General features: G+C 65.1%; 19 protein-coding genes. 15 read left to right on the top strand and 4 right to left on the bottom strand.

The window, feature by feature from the left end; all coding sequences use genetic code 11:
• The first annotated feature begins 16 nt into the window (after positions 1-16).
• The 9 genes from clpA (at position 17) to V6E02_RS07695 (ending at position 9,745) form a co-directional block, all read left to right on the top strand.
• Positions 17-2,284: an ATP-dependent Clp protease ATP-binding subunit ClpA gene (clpA, locus tag V6E02_RS07735; RefSeq protein ID WP_347308210.1), complete on the top strand. Its 2,268-nt coding sequence runs from the start codon at positions 17-19 to the stop codon at positions 2,282-2,284.
• A gap of 60 nt (positions 2,285-2,344) precedes the next feature.
• Complete coding sequence (locus tag V6E02_RS07730; protein ID WP_347308209.1) at positions 2,345-2,722, top strand: cyclophilin-like fold protein; 378 nt, start codon at positions 2,345-2,347, stop codon at positions 2,720-2,722.
• A 548-nt stretch (positions 2,723-3,270) separates the two neighbouring features.
• On the top strand, positions 3,271-5,559 hold the full coding sequence (locus tag V6E02_RS07725; RefSeq protein WP_347308208.1) for an ATP cone domain-containing protein: 2,289 nt from the start codon (positions 3,271-3,273) through the stop codon (positions 5,557-5,559).
• Position 5,560: 1 nt separating this feature from the next.
• Positions 5,561-6,493 (top strand): ROK family protein, encoded by a 933-nt coding sequence (locus V6E02_RS07720; RefSeq protein WP_347308207.1) that lies wholly within the window; start codon positions 5,561-5,563, stop codon positions 6,491-6,493.
• Positions 6,494-6,934: 441 nt separating this feature from the next.
• Positions 6,935-7,510, top strand: coding sequence for a YkgJ family cysteine cluster protein (locus V6E02_RS07715; protein WP_347308206.1), 576 nt, complete (start codon positions 6,935-6,937; stop codon positions 7,508-7,510).
• On the top strand, positions 7,507-8,412 hold the full coding sequence (locus V6E02_RS07710) for a D-hexose-6-phosphate mutarotase (RefSeq protein WP_347308205.1): 906 nt from the start codon (positions 7,507-7,509) through the stop codon (positions 8,410-8,412). Before V6E02_RS07715 ends, V6E02_RS07710 begins: the two co-directional genes overlap by 4 nt.
• Before the next feature lie 43 nt (positions 8,413-8,455).
• The gene (locus V6E02_RS07705) at positions 8,456-8,782 is read left to right on the top strand and encodes an SEL1-like repeat protein (RefSeq protein ID WP_347308204.1); all 327 of its coding nucleotides are present in this window, start codon (positions 8,456-8,458) and stop codon (positions 8,780-8,782) included.
• A 198-nt stretch (positions 8,783-8,980) separates the two neighbouring features.
• A complete protein-coding gene (locus V6E02_RS07700; protein WP_347308203.1) occupies positions 8,981-9,274 on the top strand; it encodes a TusE/DsrC/DsvC family sulfur relay protein in 294 nt (97 codons plus the stop codon).
• 90 nt (positions 9,275-9,364) lie between these two features.
• Positions 9,365-9,745, top strand: coding sequence for a hypothetical protein (locus tag V6E02_RS07695; protein WP_347308202.1), 381 nt, complete (start codon positions 9,365-9,367; stop codon positions 9,743-9,745).
• 1 nt (position 9,746) lies between these two features.
• Here V6E02_RS07695 and V6E02_RS07690 read toward each other — a convergent pair whose 3' ends face one another.
• Positions 9,747-10,733 carry a hypothetical protein gene (locus tag V6E02_RS07690; protein ID WP_347308201.1) on the bottom strand — a complete coding sequence of 329 codons (987 nt, stop codon included), beginning with the start codon at positions 10,731-10,733 and terminating at the stop codon, positions 9,747-9,749.
• Positions 10,734-10,831: 98 nt separating this feature from the next.
• Here V6E02_RS07690 and V6E02_RS07685 point away from each other — a divergent pair, with 98 nt between their 5' ends.
• Complete coding sequence (locus V6E02_RS07685) at positions 10,832-11,125, top strand: hypothetical protein (RefSeq protein WP_347308200.1); 294 nt, start codon at positions 10,832-10,834, stop codon at positions 11,123-11,125.
• Between the two features lie 17 nt (positions 11,126-11,142).
• Positions 11,143-11,769, top strand: a complete 627-nt coding sequence (locus V6E02_RS07680) for a ceramidase domain-containing protein (RefSeq protein ID WP_347308199.1) — start codon at positions 11,143-11,145, stop codon at positions 11,767-11,769.
• 155 nt (positions 11,770-11,924) lie between these two features.
• Here the strand turns inward: V6E02_RS07680 and V6E02_RS07675 are convergent, their stop codons facing one another.
• Together V6E02_RS07675 and V6E02_RS07670 are read right to left on the bottom strand one after the other, a co-directional pair.
• A complete protein-coding gene (locus V6E02_RS07675; protein WP_347308198.1) occupies positions 11,925-12,305 on the bottom strand; it encodes a hypothetical protein in 381 nt (126 codons plus the stop codon).
• Between the two features lie 41 nt (positions 12,306-12,346).
• Positions 12,347-12,682 (bottom strand): hypothetical protein, encoded by a 336-nt coding sequence (locus tag V6E02_RS07670; protein ID WP_347308197.1) that lies wholly within the window; start codon positions 12,680-12,682, stop codon positions 12,347-12,349.
• Between the two features lie 130 nt (positions 12,683-12,812).
• On the opposite strand from V6E02_RS07670, the gene imuA reads away from it, so the two are divergent.
• The 3 genes from imuA (at position 12,813) to V6E02_RS07655 (ending at position 18,257) form a co-directional block, all read left to right on the top strand.
• The gene (imuA, locus tag V6E02_RS07665) at positions 12,813-13,511 is read left to right on the top strand and encodes a translesion DNA synthesis-associated protein ImuA (protein ID WP_347308196.1); all 699 of its coding nucleotides are present in this window, start codon (positions 12,813-12,815) and stop codon (positions 13,509-13,511) included.
• 24 nt (positions 13,512-13,535) lie between these two features.
• Positions 13,536-14,963 (top strand): Y-family DNA polymerase, encoded by a 1,428-nt coding sequence (locus tag V6E02_RS07660; protein ID WP_347308319.1) that lies wholly within the window; start codon positions 13,536-13,538, stop codon positions 14,961-14,963.
• A 186-nt stretch (positions 14,964-15,149) separates the two neighbouring features.
• Positions 15,150-18,257 carry an error-prone DNA polymerase gene (locus tag V6E02_RS07655; RefSeq protein WP_347308195.1) on the top strand — a complete coding sequence of 1,036 codons (3,108 nt, stop codon included), beginning with the start codon at positions 15,150-15,152 and terminating at the stop codon, positions 18,255-18,257.
• A 16-nt stretch (positions 18,258-18,273) separates the two neighbouring features.
• Here V6E02_RS07655 and V6E02_RS07650 read toward each other — a convergent pair whose 3' ends face one another.
• The gene (locus V6E02_RS07650; protein WP_347308194.1) at positions 18,274-19,551 is read right to left on the bottom strand and encodes a sigma-54 interaction domain-containing protein; all 1,278 of its coding nucleotides are present in this window, start codon (positions 19,549-19,551) and stop codon (positions 18,274-18,276) included.
• A 187-nt stretch (positions 19,552-19,738) separates the two neighbouring features.
• Here V6E02_RS07650 and cydP point away from each other — a divergent pair, with 187 nt between their 5' ends.
• Complete coding sequence (cydP, locus tag V6E02_RS07645) at positions 19,739-19,900, top strand: cytochrome oxidase putative small subunit CydP (protein WP_347308193.1); 162 nt, start codon at positions 19,739-19,741, stop codon at positions 19,898-19,900.
• The last annotated feature ends 8 nt before the right edge of the window (positions 19,901-19,908 follow it).

Here is a 19,908-nt window from a genome sequence, read left to right as displayed (position 1 = left end):
GCAGCAGGGTAGCCACATGATCTCACAGGAACTGGAAGTTTCCCTCCACATGGCTTTTGTCGAAGCCCGGCAGAAGCGCCATGAATTCATCACCGTGGAGCATCTGCTGCTGGCCATGCTGGACAACCCCTCCGCGGCGCAGGTGCTGCGCGCCTGCGGCGCCAACATCGAGGCGCTGCGCAAGGCGCTGTCGGACTTCGTGCATCAGCATACGCCCGTGGTGGGTGGCACCGGTGAAGTGGACACCCAGCCCACCCTGGGCTTCCAGCGCGTGATCCAGCGTGCCATTCTGCATGTGCAATCCTCTGGCAAAAAAGAGGTGACGGGGGCCAACGTGCTGGTGGCCATCTTCGGCGAAAAGGATTCCCATGCCGTGTACTTCCTGCATCAGCAGGGCGTGACCCGGCTCGACGTGGTCAACTACATCTCCCACGGCATTAGCAAGGTGCAGGACGGAGCCAACAAATCCTCGCCGGAAGGCAGCGGTGAGCCCGAGCACGAGCAGAATGAGCAGCCCGCGGGCGCCTTGGAAAACTTTACCCAGAATCTCAACGCCCAGGCACTGATGGGCAAGATCGATCCCTTGATCGGCCGCGAGGTGGAGCTGGAGCGGGTGATCCAGACCTTGTGCCGCCGGCGCAAGAACAACCCGCTGCTGGTGGGCGAGGCCGGCGTGGGCAAGACGGCCATTGCCGAAGGACTGGCGCGGCGCATCGTCGAAGGCGAGGTGCCGGACGTGCTCAAGAACTCGGTGGTCTATGCCCTGGACATGGGGGCCCTGCTGGCAGGCACCAAGTACAGGGGCGACTTCGAACAGCGCCTGAAGGCTGTGCTCAAGCACCTGATCGACAACCAGCGGGCGATCCTGTTCATCGACGAGATCCATACCTTGATCGGGGCCGGTGCGGCCTCGGGCGGCACGCTCGATGCTTCCAACCTGCTCAAGCCGGCCTTGAGCTCCGGCCAGCTCAAGTGCATCGGGGCCACCACCTACAACGAGTATCGGGGCATCTTCGAGAAAGATCATGCCTTATCGCGCCGCTTCCAGAAAATCGACGTGCCCGAACCCTCGGTGGCGGAGACGGTGGAAATCCTGCGCGGGCTCAAGTCGCGTTTCGAGAGCCATCATGGCGTGAAATACACCTCCGCGGCGCTGACCACGGCGGCGGAGCTGTCGGCCAAGTTCATCAACGATCGCCATCTGCCGGATAAGGCCATCGACGTCATCGACGAGGCGGGCGCGGCGCAGCGTATCCTGCCCAAGTCGAAGCAGAAGAAGACCATCACGCCCAGGGAAATCGAGGAGATCGTTGCCAAGATCGCGCGCATTCCGCCGAAGAACGTGTCTTCCGACGACCGCAGCGCCCTCAAGAACCTGGATCGGGACCTCAAATCCGTGGTGTTCGGTCAGGACGAAGCAATCGACGCCCTGGCCTCGGCCATCAAGATGGCGCGTAGCGGCTTGGGTAATCCGCAGAAGCCCATCGGCAGCTTCCTATTCTCGGGGCCCACCGGGGTGGGCAAGACCGAAGTCGCGCGCCAGCTTGCCTACACCATGGGCATCGAGCTGATCCGCTTCGACATGTCCGAGTACATGGAGCGCCATGCCGTGTCGCGCCTCATCGGCGCGCCCCCGGGCTACGTGGGTTTCGACCAGGGTGGCCTGCTCACCGAGGCGATCACCAAGCATCCGTATTCGGTGTTGCTGCTGGATGAGATCGAGAAGGCCCATCCGGACATCTTCAACATCCTGTTGCAGGTGATGGACCACGGCACGCTCACGGACAACAATGGGCGCAAGGCCGACTTCCGCAACGTGGTGATCATCATGACCACCAACGCCGGTGCCGAGGCCCTGAACAAGTCCAGCATCGGTTTTGCCCAGCCGGCCAAGGCCGGTGATGAGATGGCGGAAATCAAGCGCCTGTTCTCGCCCGAGTTCCGCAACCGCCTGGATGCCATCATTTCCTTCAAGCCGCTCAGCAAGGAGATCATCCTGCGTGTGGTGGACAAGTTCCTGATGCAGCTGGAGTCGCAGCTGCACGAGAAGAAGGTGGAAGCCACCTTCACCGAGGCGCTGCGCGAGCATCTCGCTGCCCGCGGCTTTGATCCTCTGATGGGGGCACGGCCCATGGCGCGGCTGATCCAGGACACCATCCGCAAGGCGCTAGCGGACGAACTTCTCTTCGGCCGGCTGGCCAATGGCGGCAAGGTGACGGTCGATGTGGACGATCAGGGGCAGGTGAAGCTCTTGTTCGTGGAGGAGCCGGAGACGGTGGCCTAAAAACCGTCGCTTTAGAACGAATAGCCGGGCGCCCCCCGGCTTTTTCGTGGCCAGGCAAGCATGCGCAGGATACGCATTCAGGTGGGTCGGGTGGTGCTCACGGCCCGCCTACGGAACACGCCCACCGCCGATGCCGTCTGGACTGCCTTGCCGCTGTCTTCCACCGCCGAGACCTGGGGCGACGAAGTGTATTTTTCTGTGCCGCTTAGCGTTCCTTTGGAGAAGGATGCGCGCCAGATCCTCGAACCTGGAGAGATCGCCTTCTGGGTCCAGGGCCAGGCTATCGCCATCGGCTTCGGCCCCACTCCCGTCTCGCGCGCGGGCGAGATCCGACTGGTGACGCGCTGCAATGTCTGGGCTGATGCCGAAGGCGACGTGACGTCACTACGTGCCGTCCACGCCGGGGATGGCGTCACGGTGCGTGTGGCTGGCGCTTGAACAGGCGCTGCCCCAGCCACTCCCACACGAGGCCTGTCGGCCGCTGCACGCCGGTGACCCAGTACGCGAAGCTGTTCTATTGAGCGTTACGTAAGTCGTTGACAGGCTGCGTAAGTCAAACGTCATTCCCGCGAAAGCGAGAATCCAGGGTATTCCTCGCCATGTTCCTGGGTCCCCGCTTTCGCGGGGACGACACAAAGATGTCGCCTACTTCCGTAATGCTCAATAGTTGCGCTCGACCCAGCACGGTTGACGCCGTGCCACAATGCGTCCTGCCATGAGCGATTGATCGCCTTGGATCAAAGCCATGGTGTCCTCCGGCAAGAGAATTCCCAACTTCACCCCGCTTTATGGACGGCCGCCCAGCGCATGACACCTTTGCGTCGCTCGCGAGCATGCGCCGTCCAGGAAAACGGCCATGGTAACGGGGCTTGCCTTGCCGTGGGCATGACGGTTCAGGCGCAGCCGGCAGCCCACTCTGTGGGACCGGTGGGTAACTTGGGTGCGTGCTAGCATAGGATGCAGTATCTGCCGCGGAGTGATTATTCATGGAGTCCCTGCCCTTCAGTCAGACCCGCAAGCGCGACGGGCGGGTCGTACCTTTCGATGCCCAGCGCATCGTCAATGCCGTGCGCCGCGCCATGGAGGCGGCGGGCGAGGGCGATTTGGCCCACGATCCCCCACGGGTGGCCGAGGCAGTGGTCAAAGCGCTAGCGGAACGCTTTCCGCCCACGCACATTCCCCACGTCGAGGAGATCCAGGACCAGGTGGAAGAATCCCTGATCCTCCTCGACTTTCCCAAGACGGCCAAGGCCTACATCCTTTACCGCCACGAGCGGGCCCGCATTCGCGAGAAGGTGAAGGAGGTGCCGGAGCACGTGCGTCGTCTGGCGGCGGAGAGCAAGCGCTATTTCCGCAACTCCCTGTCCGAGTTCATCTATTACCGCACCTATTCCCGCTGGATCGACGAGCAAGGCCGGCGCGAGACGTGGATCGAGACCGTGGACCGTTACATGGGCTTCATGCATGAAAAAGTGGGCGACCGGCTCGCGCCTGGGGAATACGCCGAACTGCGCGAGGCCATCCTCACCCAACAGGTGATGCCCTCCATGCGCCTGCTTTGGTCGGCGGGGAAGGCGGCGCGCAACAACAACGCCGCCGCCTACAACTGTTCCTTCATTGCGCCTACGCAACTCGACGATTTCGCCGAGATCATGTTTCTGCTCATGTGCGGCGTAGGCGTGGGCTTTTCGGTGGAAAGCCAGAACGTGCAGCTTTTGCCCATCATCCGCCGCCAGACCGGCGAGATGCTGCCCACCCACGTGGTGGCCGACAGCAAGGAAGGCTGGGGCGATGCTCTGAAGCTCGGCCTGAAGACGTGGTATGAGGGCAAGGACATTCGTTTCGATTTCTCGCAAGTGCGACCAGCCGGCGCGCGGCTTTACACCATGGGCGGGCGTAGTTCTGGCCCGGGGCCGTTGAAGGCGCTCCTGGAGTTTGCCCGCGCCAAGATCCTCGCCAACCAGGGCAAGCGCCTGTCCAACTTGGATGTACACGACATCATTTGCAAGATCGGCGAGGTGGTGGAGATGGGAGGCGTGCGTCGCTCCGCTCTGATTTCCTTGTCGGATTTCGACGACGACGAGTTGCGCACTGCCAAGAGCGGTTATTTCTACATCACCAATCCGCAGCGCGCCATGGCCAACAATTCTGCGGTCTATGAGGCACGTCCACGCGCGGTGGATTTCCTCGAAGAGTGGCTCGCGCTGGCCAAGAGTGGGACGGGTGAGCGCGGCCTGTTCAACCGCGGAGGATTGCCCAGGCAGGTGCCAGCGCGGCGCTGGCCGTGTTTCGAGCCCTATTGGCCCAAGAGTGGCACCAATCCCTGTGGCGAGATCATCCTGCGCTCGAAGCAGTTTTGCAATCTCACCGAGGTGGTGGCGCGCGCCGAGGACACAGCGGAGACACTGGCGCGCAAGATGCGGCTCGCCACCATCCTCGGTACCTACCAGGCATCCCTCACCTATTTTCCCTACATCTCCGACGAGTGGCGCAAAAACTGCGAGGAGGAGCGGCTTCTGGGCGTTTCCATCACTGGCATGTGGGACTGCACGGCGGCGCGAGATCCGACGGTGCTCGCGCGCCTGCGTGAGCTGGCGGTGGCCACCAATGTCGAATACGCCGCGCGTTTCGGCATCAATCCTTCCACCGCCGTCACCTGTGTGAAGCCATCGGGCACGGTGTCGCAACTGGTGGACTCTGCCTCTGGCATGCACCCGCGCTACGCGCGCTACTACCTGCGCCGCGTCCGCATTTCCGCCACTGATCCCTTGTTCACTATGCTCAAAGAGCAGAAGTTCCCCTACCACCCGGAGGTGGGGCAACTGGAGGCCTCGGCCACCAGTTTTGTGCTCGAGTTTCCAGTGAAAGCGCCGGAGGGATGCGTCACCCGCAACGATCTTAATGCACTCGCACAGCTCGAGTTCTGGAAGACGGTGAAGCTCAACTACACGGAGCACAATCCCTCGGTGACCATTGCCGTGGCCCCGGACGAGTGGATCGCCACTGCCGACTGGCTCTACGAGAACTGGGACATCCTGGGGGGGCTGTCCTTCTTGCCGCGCGCGGATACGGTGTATGAACTCGCGCCCTACGAGGAGATCAGCGCCGAGGAATACGAGCGCCGCATGGCCAGTCTGCCACGCATCGATTTCTCCCACATCGTCGTGTACGAGAAAGAGGACACCACCAAAGGCGCCAAGGAATTCGCCTGCGTGGCGGGGCAGTGTGAGATCGATCCGGAAGAGGGGTCTGTCACCGCCGCGCCGGGACGCTGAGATGCGGCTAGGCATCGATCTGGGCGGCACCAAGATCGAGATCATCGCGCTCGACGAGGCGGGGCAGGTCCGTCTGCGCCGCCGGGTGCCGACCCCGCGCGGGGACTATGGCGCCACACTCGCGGCCATCGTCGATCTGGTGCACGGCGCCGAGGCCGAGCTCGGGACGCGCGGCAGCGTGGGCATTGGCACGCCCGGGGCCCTGTCGCGTGCCACCGGGCGGATGCGCAATTCCAATTCCGTCTGGCTCAACGATCAGCCGCTGAAGGAAGACCTGGAGCGGCTTTTGGCACGGCCGCTGCGCATCGAGAATGACGCCAATTGCTTTGCTCTGTCGGAGGCCACGGACGGGGCGGGGGCCGGTGCGCCGGTGGTGTTCGGGGTGATTCTCGGCACCGGCACGGGCGCGGGCATCGTCGTGCATGGGCGGCTGCTCACCGGCGCCAATGCCATCGCCGGCGAATGGGGCCACAACCCGCTGCCTTGGCCCCGTGGCGAAGAGTTACCCGGGCCGGCCTGTTATTGCGGACGCCATGGCTGTCTCGAGACCTGGCTGTCTGGGCCGGGACTTTCCCGTCTGCACGCGGCACGCACCGGCGAAAAGCTCGATGTGCCCGACATCGCCGCGCGCGCGGCGGCCGGGGATGCGCGCTGCGAGGCCACGCTCGCGGAATATGAGGAGCGCCTGGCGCGGGGTCTTGCCCACGTAATCAATGTGCTCGACCCGGACGTGATCGTGCTGGGCGGTGGCCTGTCCAATCTCACGCGGCTGTACGCCAACGTGCCGCGCCTGTGGCAGCCCTATGTGTTTTCGGATCGAGTGGACACGCGGCTGGTTAGGAACCGGCACGGCGATTCCAGTGGTGTGCGCGGCGCCGCCTGGCTGTGGAACGAGGAAGGCATGACGGGTCAAGTCGCCGGGAATCGCGGCTAAAGCTGCTCCCGCGAGCCGGTCCCACAGGTCTTGCAGAGCCAGATGCCATGTCGCCCGTCGGTTTGGGCGCCACAGGCAGACGGCAACCAGAAACGACGGCAGCCGTGACTTTCCCGGCCTGGGTTCCCACTTGCCCGGGAATGAAGGGTGGTATGGCAGTGACACCCAATGTCATTCCGGTCAAGGGAAGCAATAGCCGAGATCCACATGCTGCCCTTGCCCTGACTTACGCGGGAAAGGCAGCTTGACCGTCGTTTATAATCGATCGGCCTCGGCGGGGCGGGACGCCGCTATGCTACGTTCCAGTAGAGAATCCGCATCGGCCTTGCAACCGAAATTGAGGCTTGCCGGTCGCGCCAAAGACCCATACCAGAAATGCAGGCTCGAACAATGAACCATGTCCCGCCGCCTTGGCTGCGTGCGCTTGAGCGTCTTGAGGCCATGATCGATTCAAGTGTGGCCACCAGCATCGCCCATGCCGAGAGTCGAGGCCGGCGTCTGGCCTGTGCCCGCGGTTGTGCGGCCTGCTGCCGCAGCCACGCCGACATCCCGGTCTATCCCTTGGAACTCATGGGCCTCTACTGGTTCGTGTTGGAACGGCTGCAGGGCAGGCTGCGCACGCAAGTCGCGCAGCAGCTCGCCCACTGGCGCACGTTGCCCGGCTGCCCCTTCCTGGTGGACGAGGCCTGCGCCGTCCATCCCGTGCGGCCCATGGCGTGCCGGCTGTTCAACGTCTTCGATCGGGCTTGCGCCGAAGGCGAGGATGCCTTCCATACCCGGCCGGGGGACGTGCTGGTACCCGAGCAAGCGGCCAAGCGCGAGGCGCTTCTGCTGCTGTTGGCCGGGCAGGGTGTAGCCGACGAAGTAACGCGCGAGGAACTGGTGACGACTGGCGCAGTGCACCGTCTCGCGCAGAATCTGCGCGCCCTCCCCTGGGAGAACCTGGCGGCACGCATGCGGGATTCGGAATTGCGGCAGGCTGCCGCACATGCTCAGAAAGGAGAAGACGAGAGATGAGCCAACACCTCGATGCCCTCAACCACCGTTTCGGTGTTTCCGGCCAGGTGAAATTCAAGCCCGGGCCCGGTGGCATGGACGCGGTGGAAGTGACCAATGAGCACGCCAGCGCCACCATCCTGCTGCAGGGCGCCCACCTGATCGATTGGACACCCAAGGGCGAGAAGCCCGTGATCTGGACCTCTCCGGAAGCGAAGTTCGCCCCCGGCAAGTCTGTGCGCGGCGGCGTGCCCGTGTGCTGGCCGTGGTTTGGTCCCCATCCCACGTACGCGGACTTTCCCGCTCACGGTTTTGCGCGTACCGTGCCCTGGGAGCCCATTGCCGTGAAGGCGTTGCCGGAGGGGACTTGGCTTGCTTTCCGCCTCATTCCCACGGACGCCACACGCACCATGTGGCCCCATGCCACCGAGCTCGTGCTGCAGATGGTGATTGGCAAGACGCTCGACTTGGACCTCGCCACCTGGAACCGCGGCAATACATCGATCACCATCGGCGATGCGTTGCATACCTATTTCGCGGTGGGTGACGTGCGCTTCGCCAAGATCCACGGGCTGCACATGGTGGAGTACTTGGACAAGGTGGACGGTGGCGCGCGCAAGGTGCAACTGGGTCCGGTGATCATCGACCGCGAGGTGGACCGCATCTATCTCGACACGCCCGATACCTGCGTGATCGAAGACACCCGGTTCGCCCGTCGCATCCGCATCAGCAAACAGAACAGCCATTCCACGGTGGTGTGGAATCCATGGCTTGCGAAAGCGGCGGCGATGGGTGACCTGGGACCCGATGGCTACCTGCACATGGTGTGCGTGGAAAGCGCCAATGCGGCCGACGACGTGGTCACCCTGGCGCCGGGCGGCGAGCATCACCTGTGGGTGCGTTACCAGCTCGAACCCATTTGATCCGGCATCTATACTGAGAAACGAAATTTCGGAGCAACCCACCATGAGCCGTGGTACCGAACTGTTGCGCCACCTGATCCTGCTGCGCCACGACCCCGATCTGGCCGTCGCTTTGCGCGAAGAAGCCATGAAGGGCGACCGCGATGCCCAGTTCGGGCTCGGCCTGATCTATGCCGAGGGACGCGGCGTCGAGCAAGATGCCGTGGAATCTTACGCCTGGTTGAGCGTCGCCGTGCTGGGTGGTGACGCCGACGCGGACCTCTTACGCGACGTGGTGTGTCAGGAGATGAGCGGCGAGGAAGTACAGGCTGCCCTGGCTCGCGCCGCCGACTATATCAACCGCATCGAAGTTGCCCACACCCGGCACTAGCCGTGCGCATTCCCGGCAGCCACACAAGCCATTGATTGAGCAAGTAAAACGGCTCTAGAGGGGATGCCCTGGCGTTGCACGAAATACTTGACTATCACGCTGGGTTACTGTCTAATAGCCGAGAGAAATGCTCAATTATTGGGACGGCCCCGCCGCCCCGTGATCGTTGGTTGATTTTTTGAAGTGGAGAGGTTGAACATGGAACTGCCCAAGCGTGATGGCGATGGCTATCTGGAAGACATGAACGAGTGGACGCCGGAAATCGGCCGTGCCATGGCGGAAGCGGACGGCGTAGAGCTGACCGACGAGAAGTGGGACCAGATCATGAAGGCCCGCCAGTACTACGAAGAGTTCGGCTCAGTGCCGCCGATCCGCAAGTTCGCCAAGTACATTGGCTGGGACCAGCAGGACGTGTTCAAGCTGTGGATGACGGGCCCCATGAAGCCCATCACCAAGTACGGCGGCCTGCCCAAGCCCACTGGATGCGTCTGATTCCTTATCACGCGCGGGACGCCACCGCGCCTATGCCTGCCATGGCCAACCGCGACCGGTTGGCCATTTTTTTGAGCGAGCTTTGTTGCCGTGATCGACGATTGCCGCCTCGAGACCGTCGAGGCTCTTGCGCGTGAGCTCGCGGCGCAGGGGCGGGATTATCTGATCCTTACCCCTTTGCCGGCGGCGTTCGCTGAGGTGCGCTTTTTGGGCTGCATAGAGGGGCGTGCCGTGGTGTGGCGCCTGCGCCTTGCCACCCTGGAGCAATACCAGGTGGAACATGGCCTGCTGCCCACACCGCCCGCGCGAGCGCGGGGCGTGATGGATCTCAGTAAGGAACAGCCCGACTGTTGGCGTGCCCAGGTGGCCTTGGCTGTGCCCGTGATCGACGAGCCGGTGGTGCGCAAGACCATCGTCATGATGCGAAATTACCGAGCCCTGCGTGCAGGGTGCAAGGTATGGGGCGATTGAGTCAGCGTCCCCGTTCCCAGTCCGGCGGCTGCTGGGCCAGTTCGATGTAGAAAGTGGAGAGGGTGGTATCGCGGCTGGGTGCGTCTTCCCCCTGGTTGCGGCAGAGTATCGCCTCTACGAGAGCGGCGTTGAGCATCTTGCGATCCACCACTTCCGGGTAGAGGCGGTGCAGCCGCTCCACTAGCGTGGCCTGCTGGCGCGCCTGCCGTTCCAGCTCGGCGCGCAGCGCCCTGTCCAGATCGGGCAGGGCGAGCAGCCAGGGCGCCTGCCAGGCCTGGAAGTCGGCGGCCAGGCGGCGGTGATCGCCATCCATCCAGTCCACTGCCAGGAGCAGCGGGGGAAACGCCTCGGGCGGCAAGCGCCGGCCGGCGACGGCACCCACCCCATCGGTATGGGCAAGGCCGGTACCCGAACCGTCGGCCTCGCGCCGAAACCACTGGCCGGCGGGATGCGCCCCGGCGCGGGCATTGACGTGCCGCGCCAGATGCTCCGCGGCCGAATCTCCTGCCCCGGCCAGGGCATCGCTGCGGAAGCGCTCCCGTGCCAGAAAACCCGGTCGCCATTCCAATTCCACGTCCAAATTCATGTCGCCGGGTTCCACCACGCTGTGCAGCAGCGCCAGCGGCTGGTGCGCCTCGTCCAGCAGCCAAAATTCGTGGCGATCGCGGAAAGGGAAGGGCACGCGTCGGTGCACCTGGGTCAGGTACTGATATACGATCGCGCCCATCTCCTCCATGCGCAGGAAATCCTCGGAGGGATAGATGGGGCCGCGCTTGAGGCCGCGCTCGACTGACCAAGCACCGAAACGGATGTCCGTAATCTGGGGATGGCAGCTCGCATCCAGTCCTTCTAGCAGGCTATCGTTCGCCACATAGATATCCCAGTGTACCCCGTCGAGGGTGACTGCCTCCGCGGCCTCATAGCGAATGGTGTGCATCGCGCCCCGGAAGGGATTGAGCAGACGCTGACCATAGCATTCCACGGACATGGCGCAAATTTAGCGCAACCAGGACCCGCCTGTCCAAAGCGAACATTGTGGTCGTCGGGCCGGACGGCTATGGTGAGGGAAGGCCACGGAGGTCAGACATGAAAATCTTCGCCTTGAGTCTCTTGCTGCTGGTGAGCGCCACATGCGTGGCGGAGGAATACCACGGTGCATTCGATGGTGTGGACACGCGCGCGGAAGGCACGCGCTTCACGGTGCCGGGGCAGCGTCTGCATCTTTACGCCACGGGCGCCCAGCGGGACGTGTTGCTGGCGGGCTTCTTCCATAAGGCGCGCCTGCGCGTGAGCTACACGCCTTTTCCCTGTGGTGGCGGTCTGACGGGCACCTGTGGCACCGTCCATGGCGTGGCCGTGGACGCCACCGACCTGCGCTGAACAACCACTGCGCTTCGATGCTGGCCTACCTGCCCCAGTATTGCGAACGGGCCCAAAGCGGCGGACTGGGCGAACCGGTCAACACGCTCACCAATCTCGCTTTCTTTCTGGCTGCCTGGTGGCTATGGCGCTCGCCTGCATGGCGGGGTGGCCCGGCCATCCGCCTGCTCGTGGTGCTGGTGGCGGTCATCGGCGCGGGTAGCACCCTCTGGCATGCCATCGCCCAGCCCTGGGCACTGTGGTTCGACGTGCTGCCCATCGCCGTGTTCATGGGCGTTTATCTCTGGCTGTGCTTGAAAAACGTGGCCGGTTTTGCGCCGTCCACGGCGGCGGGGCTTTTTACCGGCTTCGTTGCCGTGGAAGGCGTCATGGCTTGGCTCATGCCGCCCGATTTGTTGAATGGCGTGGGCTTCTACCTGCCAGCGGTGGCGGCTCTGTTCACCATGGGCGGCTGGTTGGCCGCCAGTGGTCAGCGTGCGGGGCGAGCGCTGCTTGGTGCCGCCTGGCTAATGCTGGCCGCCATCGGCGCGCGGCTGATGGACTGGGCTGTGTGCAACTTCCTGCCCGTGGGCAGCCACTTCCTCTGGCATCTCTTGGCTGCCGCGGCGCTATATCTGCTGGTGCGAGCGACGGTTCCCGCGTGAGCGGGGCCGGGAAGGATGTTTCCCGCTCGCGCTTCGCTCGACCGGAATCACCGAGGGGGCGTGATGCCCGCGCAGGTGGGAGTCCTGTTTTTCATGGCCATCTTCTTAGGACTCCGGTTGCACGGCGACGATGGCAGGATGTGATGCACTTGTCATCACTGGCGCCAGCCACTCAACACCTTGCGCAGCGCGTCCTCTTGTACAGGAATCGGCAGGGCCGCATCGATGCGCAGCCGAGCCCGCACCTTGTCCAAGGCCGCCTGACTTTCCGGTTCGTAGAGCACGAGGATCTTCGTTTCTGGAAAGGGTTGGGCGGTGGCGAGCACCGATTCCAGATTGCTCAGGCGGTCGCGGAAATCCGCCTGGAAATAGAAATCCGCCACGATTACGTCGGGCTGGAGCTTGCGGACCAGGGAAACCGCCTTGCGCGCCTGCCATTCGGTGGTGACGTCGAAGCCGAGCTGCTTGTACAGCGCCGGAAATTTCGCGTGGCCCACAAATTCGATGAGGGTGAGGAGTTTCTTGGCTGGGGGCATGGCAGAACCGCGGCGCGTGCGGCCGCGCAAAAAGCGTAATCCTACGCCTTTTCGTCGACGCGGGTGGTGGGATCATCGTTCCGCCGCTTGGCGCGGCGCCGGTCGATGCCGGAGCGGGTGTCGACCAGGACGGGCAGGTTGGCTACTCGGCGATCGCCCTTGCGCCGGTCCTCACCGCTGCGGCGCTCCACCGGGGGTGGCGCAGGTTGGACCGGGGCAGGTGGACTCGCCACGGGGCGAGGGCGGCGCCCGACTAAGCGCTGCTGGCTCAAGGGCGCGCCCACCGGCCGCACCGGCCGGATGCCCGTGGTTTCCTGGATATCGTAGGGATCTTCCGCCACCCCAATGGGGGGTGGCGGATCTACCGGAAAGCGCATTGTTCCTTTCTCCTGGCTAGTTGAAACAGCGACCCGTCCGGGGGCGGGAAGTTTCCGCATTTTACGGACAGGGAGGGCACAGCTTGAGGGCGACCTTGACCATCGAACGATCGTTCGATACGCTAAAGGCATGGCGGCTTCCTCCCTCGAGACGCTCCTGCAGCACCCGGCCCTCTGGCGCGGCGACGATCTCGCGCGGGTGGCGCAGCCCAGCCTGGCCACCGGCTTCGCGGCCCTGGATCGGGCGCTGCCGGGTGGCGGCTGGCCGGTGGGGGCGCTCACCGAGCTATTGCACGAGCGGGAGGGCGTTGGCGAGCTGCGCCTGCTTGCGCCGGCGCTGGCGCGTCTTACCCGCGAGGGACGCTGGGTGGCGTGGGTGACACCGCCCCATCTGCCTTACGCGCCGGCCCTGGCGGCGGCGGGCATCCAACTTTCGCGCCTGTTGGTCATCGGCAAAACCACGCTCCGCGACAACTTGTGGGCGGCGGAGCAGGCCTTGCGTGCTGGCAGCATGGGGGCGGTGCTGTTCTGGCCCAGCGACATCGATTCCCGCGCGGCTCGCCGTCTGCAACTTGCGGCCGAGGCGGGAGGGGCGGCGGGTTTTCTCTATCGACCCCTGCGCGCGGCGGAACAGGCTTCGCCTGCTGCCCTGCGCATCGTTCTGGAGGCACAAGGGGATGAGCTTTCCTTGCGCCTTCTCAAGCGCCGTGGCGCGCCGGCGACGGCGGCCATCCGGCTGCGTTTGGCAAAGTCCCTCGTCTTCCCGGGAAGAGAGGGAAGGCGCCCTGCCGCCTCGTCTTTCTCGCCGGGGCAAGCGTGGCACGCTTGAGTTTGGTGCAGATTCGTGGCCTCTATGCTGTGGCTGGCGCTGCATCTGACCTGGCTTCCCCTCGAGGTTTTCACGCGCGGGCTGGAACGCTGCGGTCCGGTGCTGGTGGCGGAGACGGGCAGCCGGGCGCAGGTGCTGATGGCTAGCCGCGCCGCGGAGAAGCTGGGGATACGGCCCGGCATGCCAGTGGAAGCGGCGCGCGCCTTGGGCCAGGAACTCTTGGTGTGCCGGCGCGATCCTCGGCGGGAAGCGGCGGCGCTGGCGGGGCTGGCCGCCTGGGCCGGCCAGTTCACACCCCACGTCAGCCTGGAAAGCGACGGCCTGCTATTGGAGATCGCGGGTTCCCGCAAACTCTTCGGTGGCGCAGAAAAGCTACGGGAGCGGGTTGCCAGGGAAGTGCGCGCCTTGGGCTATCACGCCCGCTGTGCGGTGGCCCCTACTCCCCGGGCGGCCACCTGGTTGGCCCGCGCTGGCAGCTGTTCGGTGATCCTCGATCCTACGCAACTCGCGCAGGCCTTGGCCCCCCTGCCGCTGCAACTGGTCGAGGCGGCCCAGCCCCATGCCGATCTGCTGATGGCCCTGGGAGTGACCACGCTGGGTGACTGCCTGGCCCTGCCGCGTGGGGGGATGGAGCAGCGCTTCGGAGCGGCGTTCCTCAAGGAACTGGATATGGCCTTGGGGCAGCGCCCCGATCCCCGTCCCTGGTTCACGCCGCCACCCCGTTTCCTCTCCCGGCTGGAATTGCCGGCGGAAGTACAGGAAACCCATGCCCTGCTGTTCGCTGCGCGACGGCTGCTCAGTGAGCTGGAAGGATTCCTGCGTGGGCGCGAGGCGGGGGTAGAGCAGTTCCAGCTCGATCTCCTGCATGGCGACGCTCCACCCACGCGGGTGACGGTGGGACTGGTTACCGCGCGCCGCGACGTTCGCCACCTGCTCGATCTTTTGCGCGAGCGTCTGGAACGGCTGAGCCTGGCGCAGCCGGTACGGGAACTCGTCCTGCGGGCGGCGCACATCCTGCCCTGCCAGCCGCGCAACCTGGAACTGTTCCCGACGGCGGAGAGCGAGGCGGAACACGTCACGGCCTTGATCGAACGCCTGCGCGCACGCCTGGGTGACGGCATGGTGCACAGCCTGGAGTGCGTGGCTGATCACCGCCCCGAACGGGCCATGAAGGCGGGCGAGCCCGGGGCGGCGCATCAGATGGGCGCACCTTCCCGCCCCCTGTGGCTGCTGCCCCGTCCGCGACCATTGGCCTGCCGGGAGGGCAGGCCCTACCTGGGCGCACCGCTGCGCATCGAGGCAGGGCCGGAACGCATCGAAACCGGCTGGTGGGACGGCCGCCCGGTGGCGCGTGACTACTTTGTCGCCGAAGCCGTGGGCGGGCCGCGCTATTGGGTGTATCGCGAAGCGGCGGAGGTGGAGAAGTGGTTCCTGCATGGGATTTTTGCGTGAAGCGTGAAACGCAGAGGTCGGGGGGGGGTAAAAGCATGAAACGCGGAGGTCGCGGAGGACACAGAGGTAAAAGTGTGAAAGGCGAAGAGCGCAAAGAGCACGAAGGCACACAAAGAAACCAAAAAAATCTCTGCGCCCTCCGTTCCTTCCGCGTCCTCTGCGTTGAAGAAAAAAGCCTGTTTCGCGATGACCCTGCCCCCCTACGCCGAACTCCACTGCCTCAGCAACTTCAGCTTCCTGCGCGGCGCCTCGCAGCCGGAGGAACTGGTCGCCCGCGCCCATGAGCTGGGCTACGCGGCGTTGGCGATCACCGACGAGTGCTCGCTGGCCGGCGTGGTGCGCGCCCACGTGGCGGCAAAGGCGGCCGGGCTCAAGCTCATCATCGGCAGCGAAATCAAACTCGCCGACGGTCCGCGTCTGGTATTGCTCGCCACGAACCGCGACGGCTACGGCAATCTCTCCCAACTCATCACCCAGGGCCGCAGGGCGGCGGAGAAGGGCCGCTATTTTCTGCAGCGATCCGCTCTGGAACACGGATTGGCCGATTGCCTCGCGCTGCTGTTGCCGGATGCGGAAACACAGCCGCAGGATGTGGGCTGGCTGGCCGAGCGTTTTCCCGGCGCCTGCTGGATCGCCTACGAGCGCTTGCTCGGAGCCGATGACGCGCAGCGCTTGGAGCAGGCCCAGTGGCTCGCCCAGAGCTGCCGGCTGCCCCTGGTGGCGGCGGGGGATGTGCACATGCACGTGCGCAGCCGACGTGCCCTGCAGGACACCCTCACCGCCATCCGTCTCGGCGTGCCGGTGAAGGAGGCCGGTCTTGCCCTCTTTCCCAACGGCGAACGCCATCTGCGGCCGCGCGCGCGGTTGGCGAAACTCTATCCCCCGGAACTGCTGGCGGAGACGCTACGGGTGGCTGAACGCTGCACGTTTTCCCTGGACAGCCTGCGCTACGAATATCCCCGCGAGCTGGTGCCGGCGGGAGAAACGGCGCAAAGCCATCTGCGTCACCTGACCGAGGCGGGCCTGCGCCGACGCTATCCCGCGGGCGTGCCGGACAAGGTGCGGGCGCTGGTGGAACACGAGCTCGCCCTGATCGCCGAGCTCGCCTACGAACCCTATTTCCTCACCGTGCACGACATCGTCGCCTTCGCGAAAGAACGCGGCATCCTCTGCCAGGGGCGCGGCAGCGCGGCCAATTCCGCGGTGTGCTACGCGCTGGGCATCACCGAGGTGGACCCCGCGCGCATGGAGATGCTGTTCGAGCGCTTCATCTCCCGCGAGCGCAACGAGCCGCCGGACATCGACGTGGATTTCGAACACGAGCGGCGTGAGGAAGTGATCCAGTATCTCTACGCCAAGTACGGGCGCAGCCGCGCCGCCCTGGCGGCGGCGGTGATCACCTACCGGCCCAAAAGTGCCATGCGCGATGTGGGCCGGGCCTTGGGGCTCGCGCCGGACCAGGTGGACCGGCTGGCGAAGAACCTCGCCTGGTGGGATGGCCACCAGGTTCTGCCGGAACGGTTGCGGGAGGCTGGCTTCGATCCGGACCATCCCCGCATCCGCCTGCTCATCGCCCTGGTGAACGAACTCATAGGCTTTCCCCGCCATCTTTCCCAGCACGTGGGGGGCTTGGTGATCAGCCGCGATGCACTCTCGCGCCTGGTGCCCATCGAGAACGCGGCCATGCCGGCGCGCACGGTGATCCAGTGGGACAAGGACGATCTGGACGCCCTGGGGCTGCTCAAAATCGACGTGCTGGCGCTGGGCATGCTTACCGCCATCCGCCGCGCGCTGGAGGGGGTGAGCGCCTGGCGGGGGCGGTCCCTGACCCTGGCCGACATCCCGCCGGAAGATCCCCGGGTGTATGAAATGATCCAGCGGGCCGACACCATGGGTGTGTTCCAGATCGAATCCCGCGCCCAGATGGCCATGCTGCCGCGCATGAAGCCGCGCTGTTTCTACGATCTGGTGATCCAGGTGGCCATCGTGCGGCCTGGTCCCATCCAGGGCGGCATGGTGCATCCCTATCTGCGCCGGCGCCAGGGACTGGAACCGGTGAGCTATCCCTCGGCGGCGGTGAAGGCGGTGCTGGAACGCACCCTGGGCGTGCCCATCTTCCAGGAACAGGTGATGCAAATCGCCATGGTGGCCGCCGGCTTCACCCCGGGCGAGGCGGATCAGCTGCGCCGCTCCATGGCGGCTTGGAAGCGGCGCGGGGGGCTTGCCCACTTCGAGGCAAAGCTGATCGAAGGCATGCGTGAGCGCGGCTACACGGAAGACTTCGCGCGCAGCATCTACCAGCAGATTCTCGGCTTTGGCGAGTATGGCTTTCCCGAATCCCATGCCGCGAGTTTCGCGCTTTTGGTGTACGTCTCCGCCTGGCTCAAATGCCACGAGCCTGCGGCTTTCACCTGCGCCTTGCTCAATAGCCAGCCCATGGGCTTTTATGCACCGGCGCAACTGGTGCAGGACGCGCGGCGGCATGGGGTGGAAGTGCGGCCGGTGGACGTGAGGCTGAGTGCATGGGAGTGCACGCTGGAGCATGCCACGGCTTCTTCCCCGCAGAAAGAGCGTGAAGGGCAGGCGGCGCCCGCCCTGCGCCTCGGGCTCAACATGGTGCGGGGGCTTTCCCGTGCCGGTGCCGAGCGCCTCATCGCTGCGCGCACTGCCGCCCCTTTGAACGACGTGGAAGATATGGCCCGTCGCGCGCGTCTCGACCGGCGCGACCTTCAGGCCCTGGCCGCCGCCGGCGCGCTGGCGGCTTTGGGCGGCCATCGCCGGCAGGTCTTCTGGGCTGTGGCCGGCATCGAGGAACGGCCACCCCTGTTTCGCGACGCGGCCCGGCAAGAAGAGCCGGTGACCTTTCCGCCGCCCAGCGAGGCCGAGGACCTGGTGGCCGACTATGCAAGCCTCGGCCTCACCCTGGGCCGGCATCCCCTCGCCCTGTTGCGCCCCGTCTTGGACGAGCGGCGCATGCTCACCGCGGAACGGATTCGTGCGCTGCCGGACGGCAGATTCGCCCGCGCCGTGGGGCTGGTCATCAACCGTCAGCGGCCGGACACCGCCAGCGGCGTGATCTTTCTCACCCTGGAAGACGAGACCGGCCACGTGAACGTGGTGGTGTGGAAATCCGTGGCGGAAAGGCAGCGGCGCGAATTGTTGCAATCAAAGCTGCTCGCCGTCGCCGGCCGGCTGGAACGGCAGGGGGAGGTGGTGCACCTGGTGGCCGGGCGGCTGATGGACTTGAGCGAGCTGTTGGGGCAGCTCGCGGTGCGCTCGCGGGATTTTCATTGAGCGGCGCCGCCTGGCTTCAGCCCGCCAGCTTGCGATAGAGGGTGCGCTCGCTGATGCCCAGCTTGCGGGCGAGGGACTTGCGGTCGCCGTCGTGGTGGGCCAGGGCCCACTGGAGATAGCGCAGCTCCGCCGTGGCCAGGGGCACGATTTCCTCCACCACCGGCGCAGGCGGCTGTGCGCCCACTTCCGGCGGCAGGTGTTCCGGCAGCAGGGTGTCGCCATCGGCCATGAGCAAGGCGCGTTCCATGATGTTGCGCAGCTCCCGCACATTGCCCGGGAAGTCGTGGGCGAGCAGCCGTTCGCGAAAGCCGGCACTCAGGGTCGGTTTGCGCTCGGGGGCAAGACGCGCGGCCAAGGTTTCGGCGAGCAACAGGATGTCCTCGCGCCGTTCCCGCAAGGGAGGTAACCCGATGGGGAACACGCTTAAGCGGTAATAGAGATCGGTGCGAAAGGCGCCGCGCTCCACCATGGCCTTGAGTTCCCGGTGGGTGGCAGCCACCAGACGGAAATCGGCACGCAGGGTCTCCACCCCGCCCACCCGGCGGAAGGTGCCCGTCTCCAATAGCCTGAGCAGCTTCACCTGCAGGGAGAGGGGAATGTCGCCCACCTCGTCCAGGAACAGGGTGCCGCCGGCGGCGGCCTCCACCAGACCGATCTTGCGCTGGTTGGCACCGGTGAAGGCGCCTTTCTCGTAGCCGAACAGTTCGCTCTCGAACAGCGTCTCGGTGAGGCCCGAACATTCCACCACCACGAAGGGACCGTCGCGGCGCGGGCTGTGCTCGTGGATGGCCTGGGCCACCAGTTCCTTGCCGGTGCCGGATTCCCCCAGCAGCAGGGCGGTGGTGTTGGAAGGGGCAACGCGGCGTATGAGCTCCAGCATGCGGTTGAAAGCGGGCGACTTGCCCACCAGTCCCCGCTGCGCCGGCAGGCTGCTCGCCTCGCGCACCACCTGCATGCGTTCCACGAAATGGGTGATGCGGCCGCGCGCGTCGCGTACCGGGGTGAGCAGCACGTCCACGTGTTCCTCGCCGTGGGGCGTGTGGTGCAGATGCAGCACCCGCGCCGGCTCGCCGCTGGCGCGGCTGGCGGCCAGGGGACAGGACTCGCCGCATTGGTCGCAGGGCTTGTCATAACCATGGGACACCGCGTAGCAGGTCTTGCCCACCACCTCGCCCTGCCCGTAGTGGCGGCGGTAGGCCGCGTTGGCCGCCACGATGCGGTAATCGGCGTCCATCACGATCTGCGGATCGGGCTGGGTTTCCAGAAAACTGATCAGTTCCTGCAGCTGGCGCATGCCGCGATGGTACTGCCAAAAATGGCACTCATCAAGGGAATGACTGACATTAATGGCGGTACGGCTTCTTTCCGCCTGCGGCGATATGTCGCAAGTCATTGATTTATCGCATGTCTATACTCGGTGTAGGGTCGTTGCCGCCATTGGCACGGTCTTTGCAATGTCAGTTGCCACGAAGGAGGTGCCCATGAAAATTCCCCGCAATCCCTTGGTCTTGGAAATTGCCGTCGCGCTGGTGGTGAAGCTTGCCTTGATCGCCGGGCTCTATTTCGCCTTCTTCAGCGGCGGGACTGCTAAGCCAGACGCCGAGGCCATCGCCCGTCATCTCACCGTTAAGCCTGCGCAATAAGGAGTGCC

Origin of the sequence: Thiobacter sp. AK1 (assembly GCF_039822265.1) — a bacterium.
GTDB lineage: Bacteria > Pseudomonadota > Gammaproteobacteria > Burkholderiales > Thiobacteraceae > Thiobacter > Thiobacter aerophilum.
Note: the sequence above shows the minus strand (reverse complement) of the source record. Positions and strands in the feature narration are given on the sequence as shown.

Bases quoted from the DNA above. Each gene is read 5' to 3' on its own strand.
- V6E02_RS07730 (WP_347308209.1), top strand. From the start codon at position 2,345: ATGCGCAGGATACGCATTCAGGTGGGTCGGGTGGTGCTCACGGCCCGC.
- V6E02_RS07710 (WP_347308205.1), top strand. From the start codon at position 7,507: ATGAGCCAACACCTCGATGCCCTCAACCACCGTTTCGGTGTTTCCGGC.
- V6E02_RS07715 (WP_347308206.1), top strand. From the start codon at position 6,935: ATGATCGATTCAAGTGTGGCCACCAGCATCGCCCATGCCGAGAGTCGA.
- imuA (WP_347308196.1), top strand. From the start codon at position 12,813: ATGGCGGCTTCCTCCCTCGAGACGCTCCTGCAGCACCCGGCCCTCTGG.
- V6E02_RS07660 (WP_347308319.1), top strand. From the start codon at position 13,536: ATGCTGTGGCTGGCGCTGCATCTGACCTGGCTTCCCCTCGAGGTTTTC.
- V6E02_RS07725 (WP_347308208.1), top strand. From the start codon at position 3,271: ATGGAGTCCCTGCCCTTCAGTCAGACCCGCAAGCGCGACGGGCGGGTC.
- V6E02_RS07655 (WP_347308195.1), top strand. From the start codon at position 15,150: ATGACCCTGCCCCCCTACGCCGAACTCCACTGCCTCAGCAACTTCAGC.
- clpA (WP_347308210.1), top strand. From the start codon at position 17: ATGATCTCACAGGAACTGGAAGTTTCCCTCCACATGGCTTTTGTCGAA.
- V6E02_RS07670 (WP_347308197.1), bottom strand. From the start codon at position 12,682: ATGCGCTTTCCGGTAGATCCGCCACCCCCCATTGGGGTGGCGGAAGAT.
- V6E02_RS07720 (WP_347308207.1), top strand. From the start codon at position 5,561: ATGCGGCTAGGCATCGATCTGGGCGGCACCAAGATCGAGATCATCGCG.
- V6E02_RS07675 (WP_347308198.1), bottom strand. From the start codon at position 12,305: ATGCCCCCAGCCAAGAAACTCCTCACCCTCATCGAATTTGTGGGCCAC.
- V6E02_RS07680 (WP_347308199.1), top strand. From the start codon at position 11,143: ATGCTGGCCTACCTGCCCCAGTATTGCGAACGGGCCCAAAGCGGCGGA.
- V6E02_RS07700 (WP_347308203.1), top strand. From the start codon at position 8,981: ATGGAACTGCCCAAGCGTGATGGCGATGGCTATCTGGAAGACATGAAC.
- V6E02_RS07690 (WP_347308201.1), bottom strand. From the start codon at position 10,733: ATGTCCGTGGAATGCTATGGTCAGCGTCTGCTCAATCCCTTCCGGGGC.
- V6E02_RS07685 (WP_347308200.1), top strand. From the start codon at position 10,832: ATGAAAATCTTCGCCTTGAGTCTCTTGCTGCTGGTGAGCGCCACATGC.
- cydP (WP_347308193.1), top strand. From the start codon at position 19,739: ATGAAAATTCCCCGCAATCCCTTGGTCTTGGAAATTGCCGTCGCGCTG.
- V6E02_RS07705 (WP_347308204.1), top strand. From the start codon at position 8,456: ATGAGCCGTGGTACCGAACTGTTGCGCCACCTGATCCTGCTGCGCCAC.
- V6E02_RS07650 (WP_347308194.1), bottom strand. From the start codon at position 19,551: ATGCGCCAGCTGCAGGAACTGATCAGTTTTCTGGAAACCCAGCCCGAT.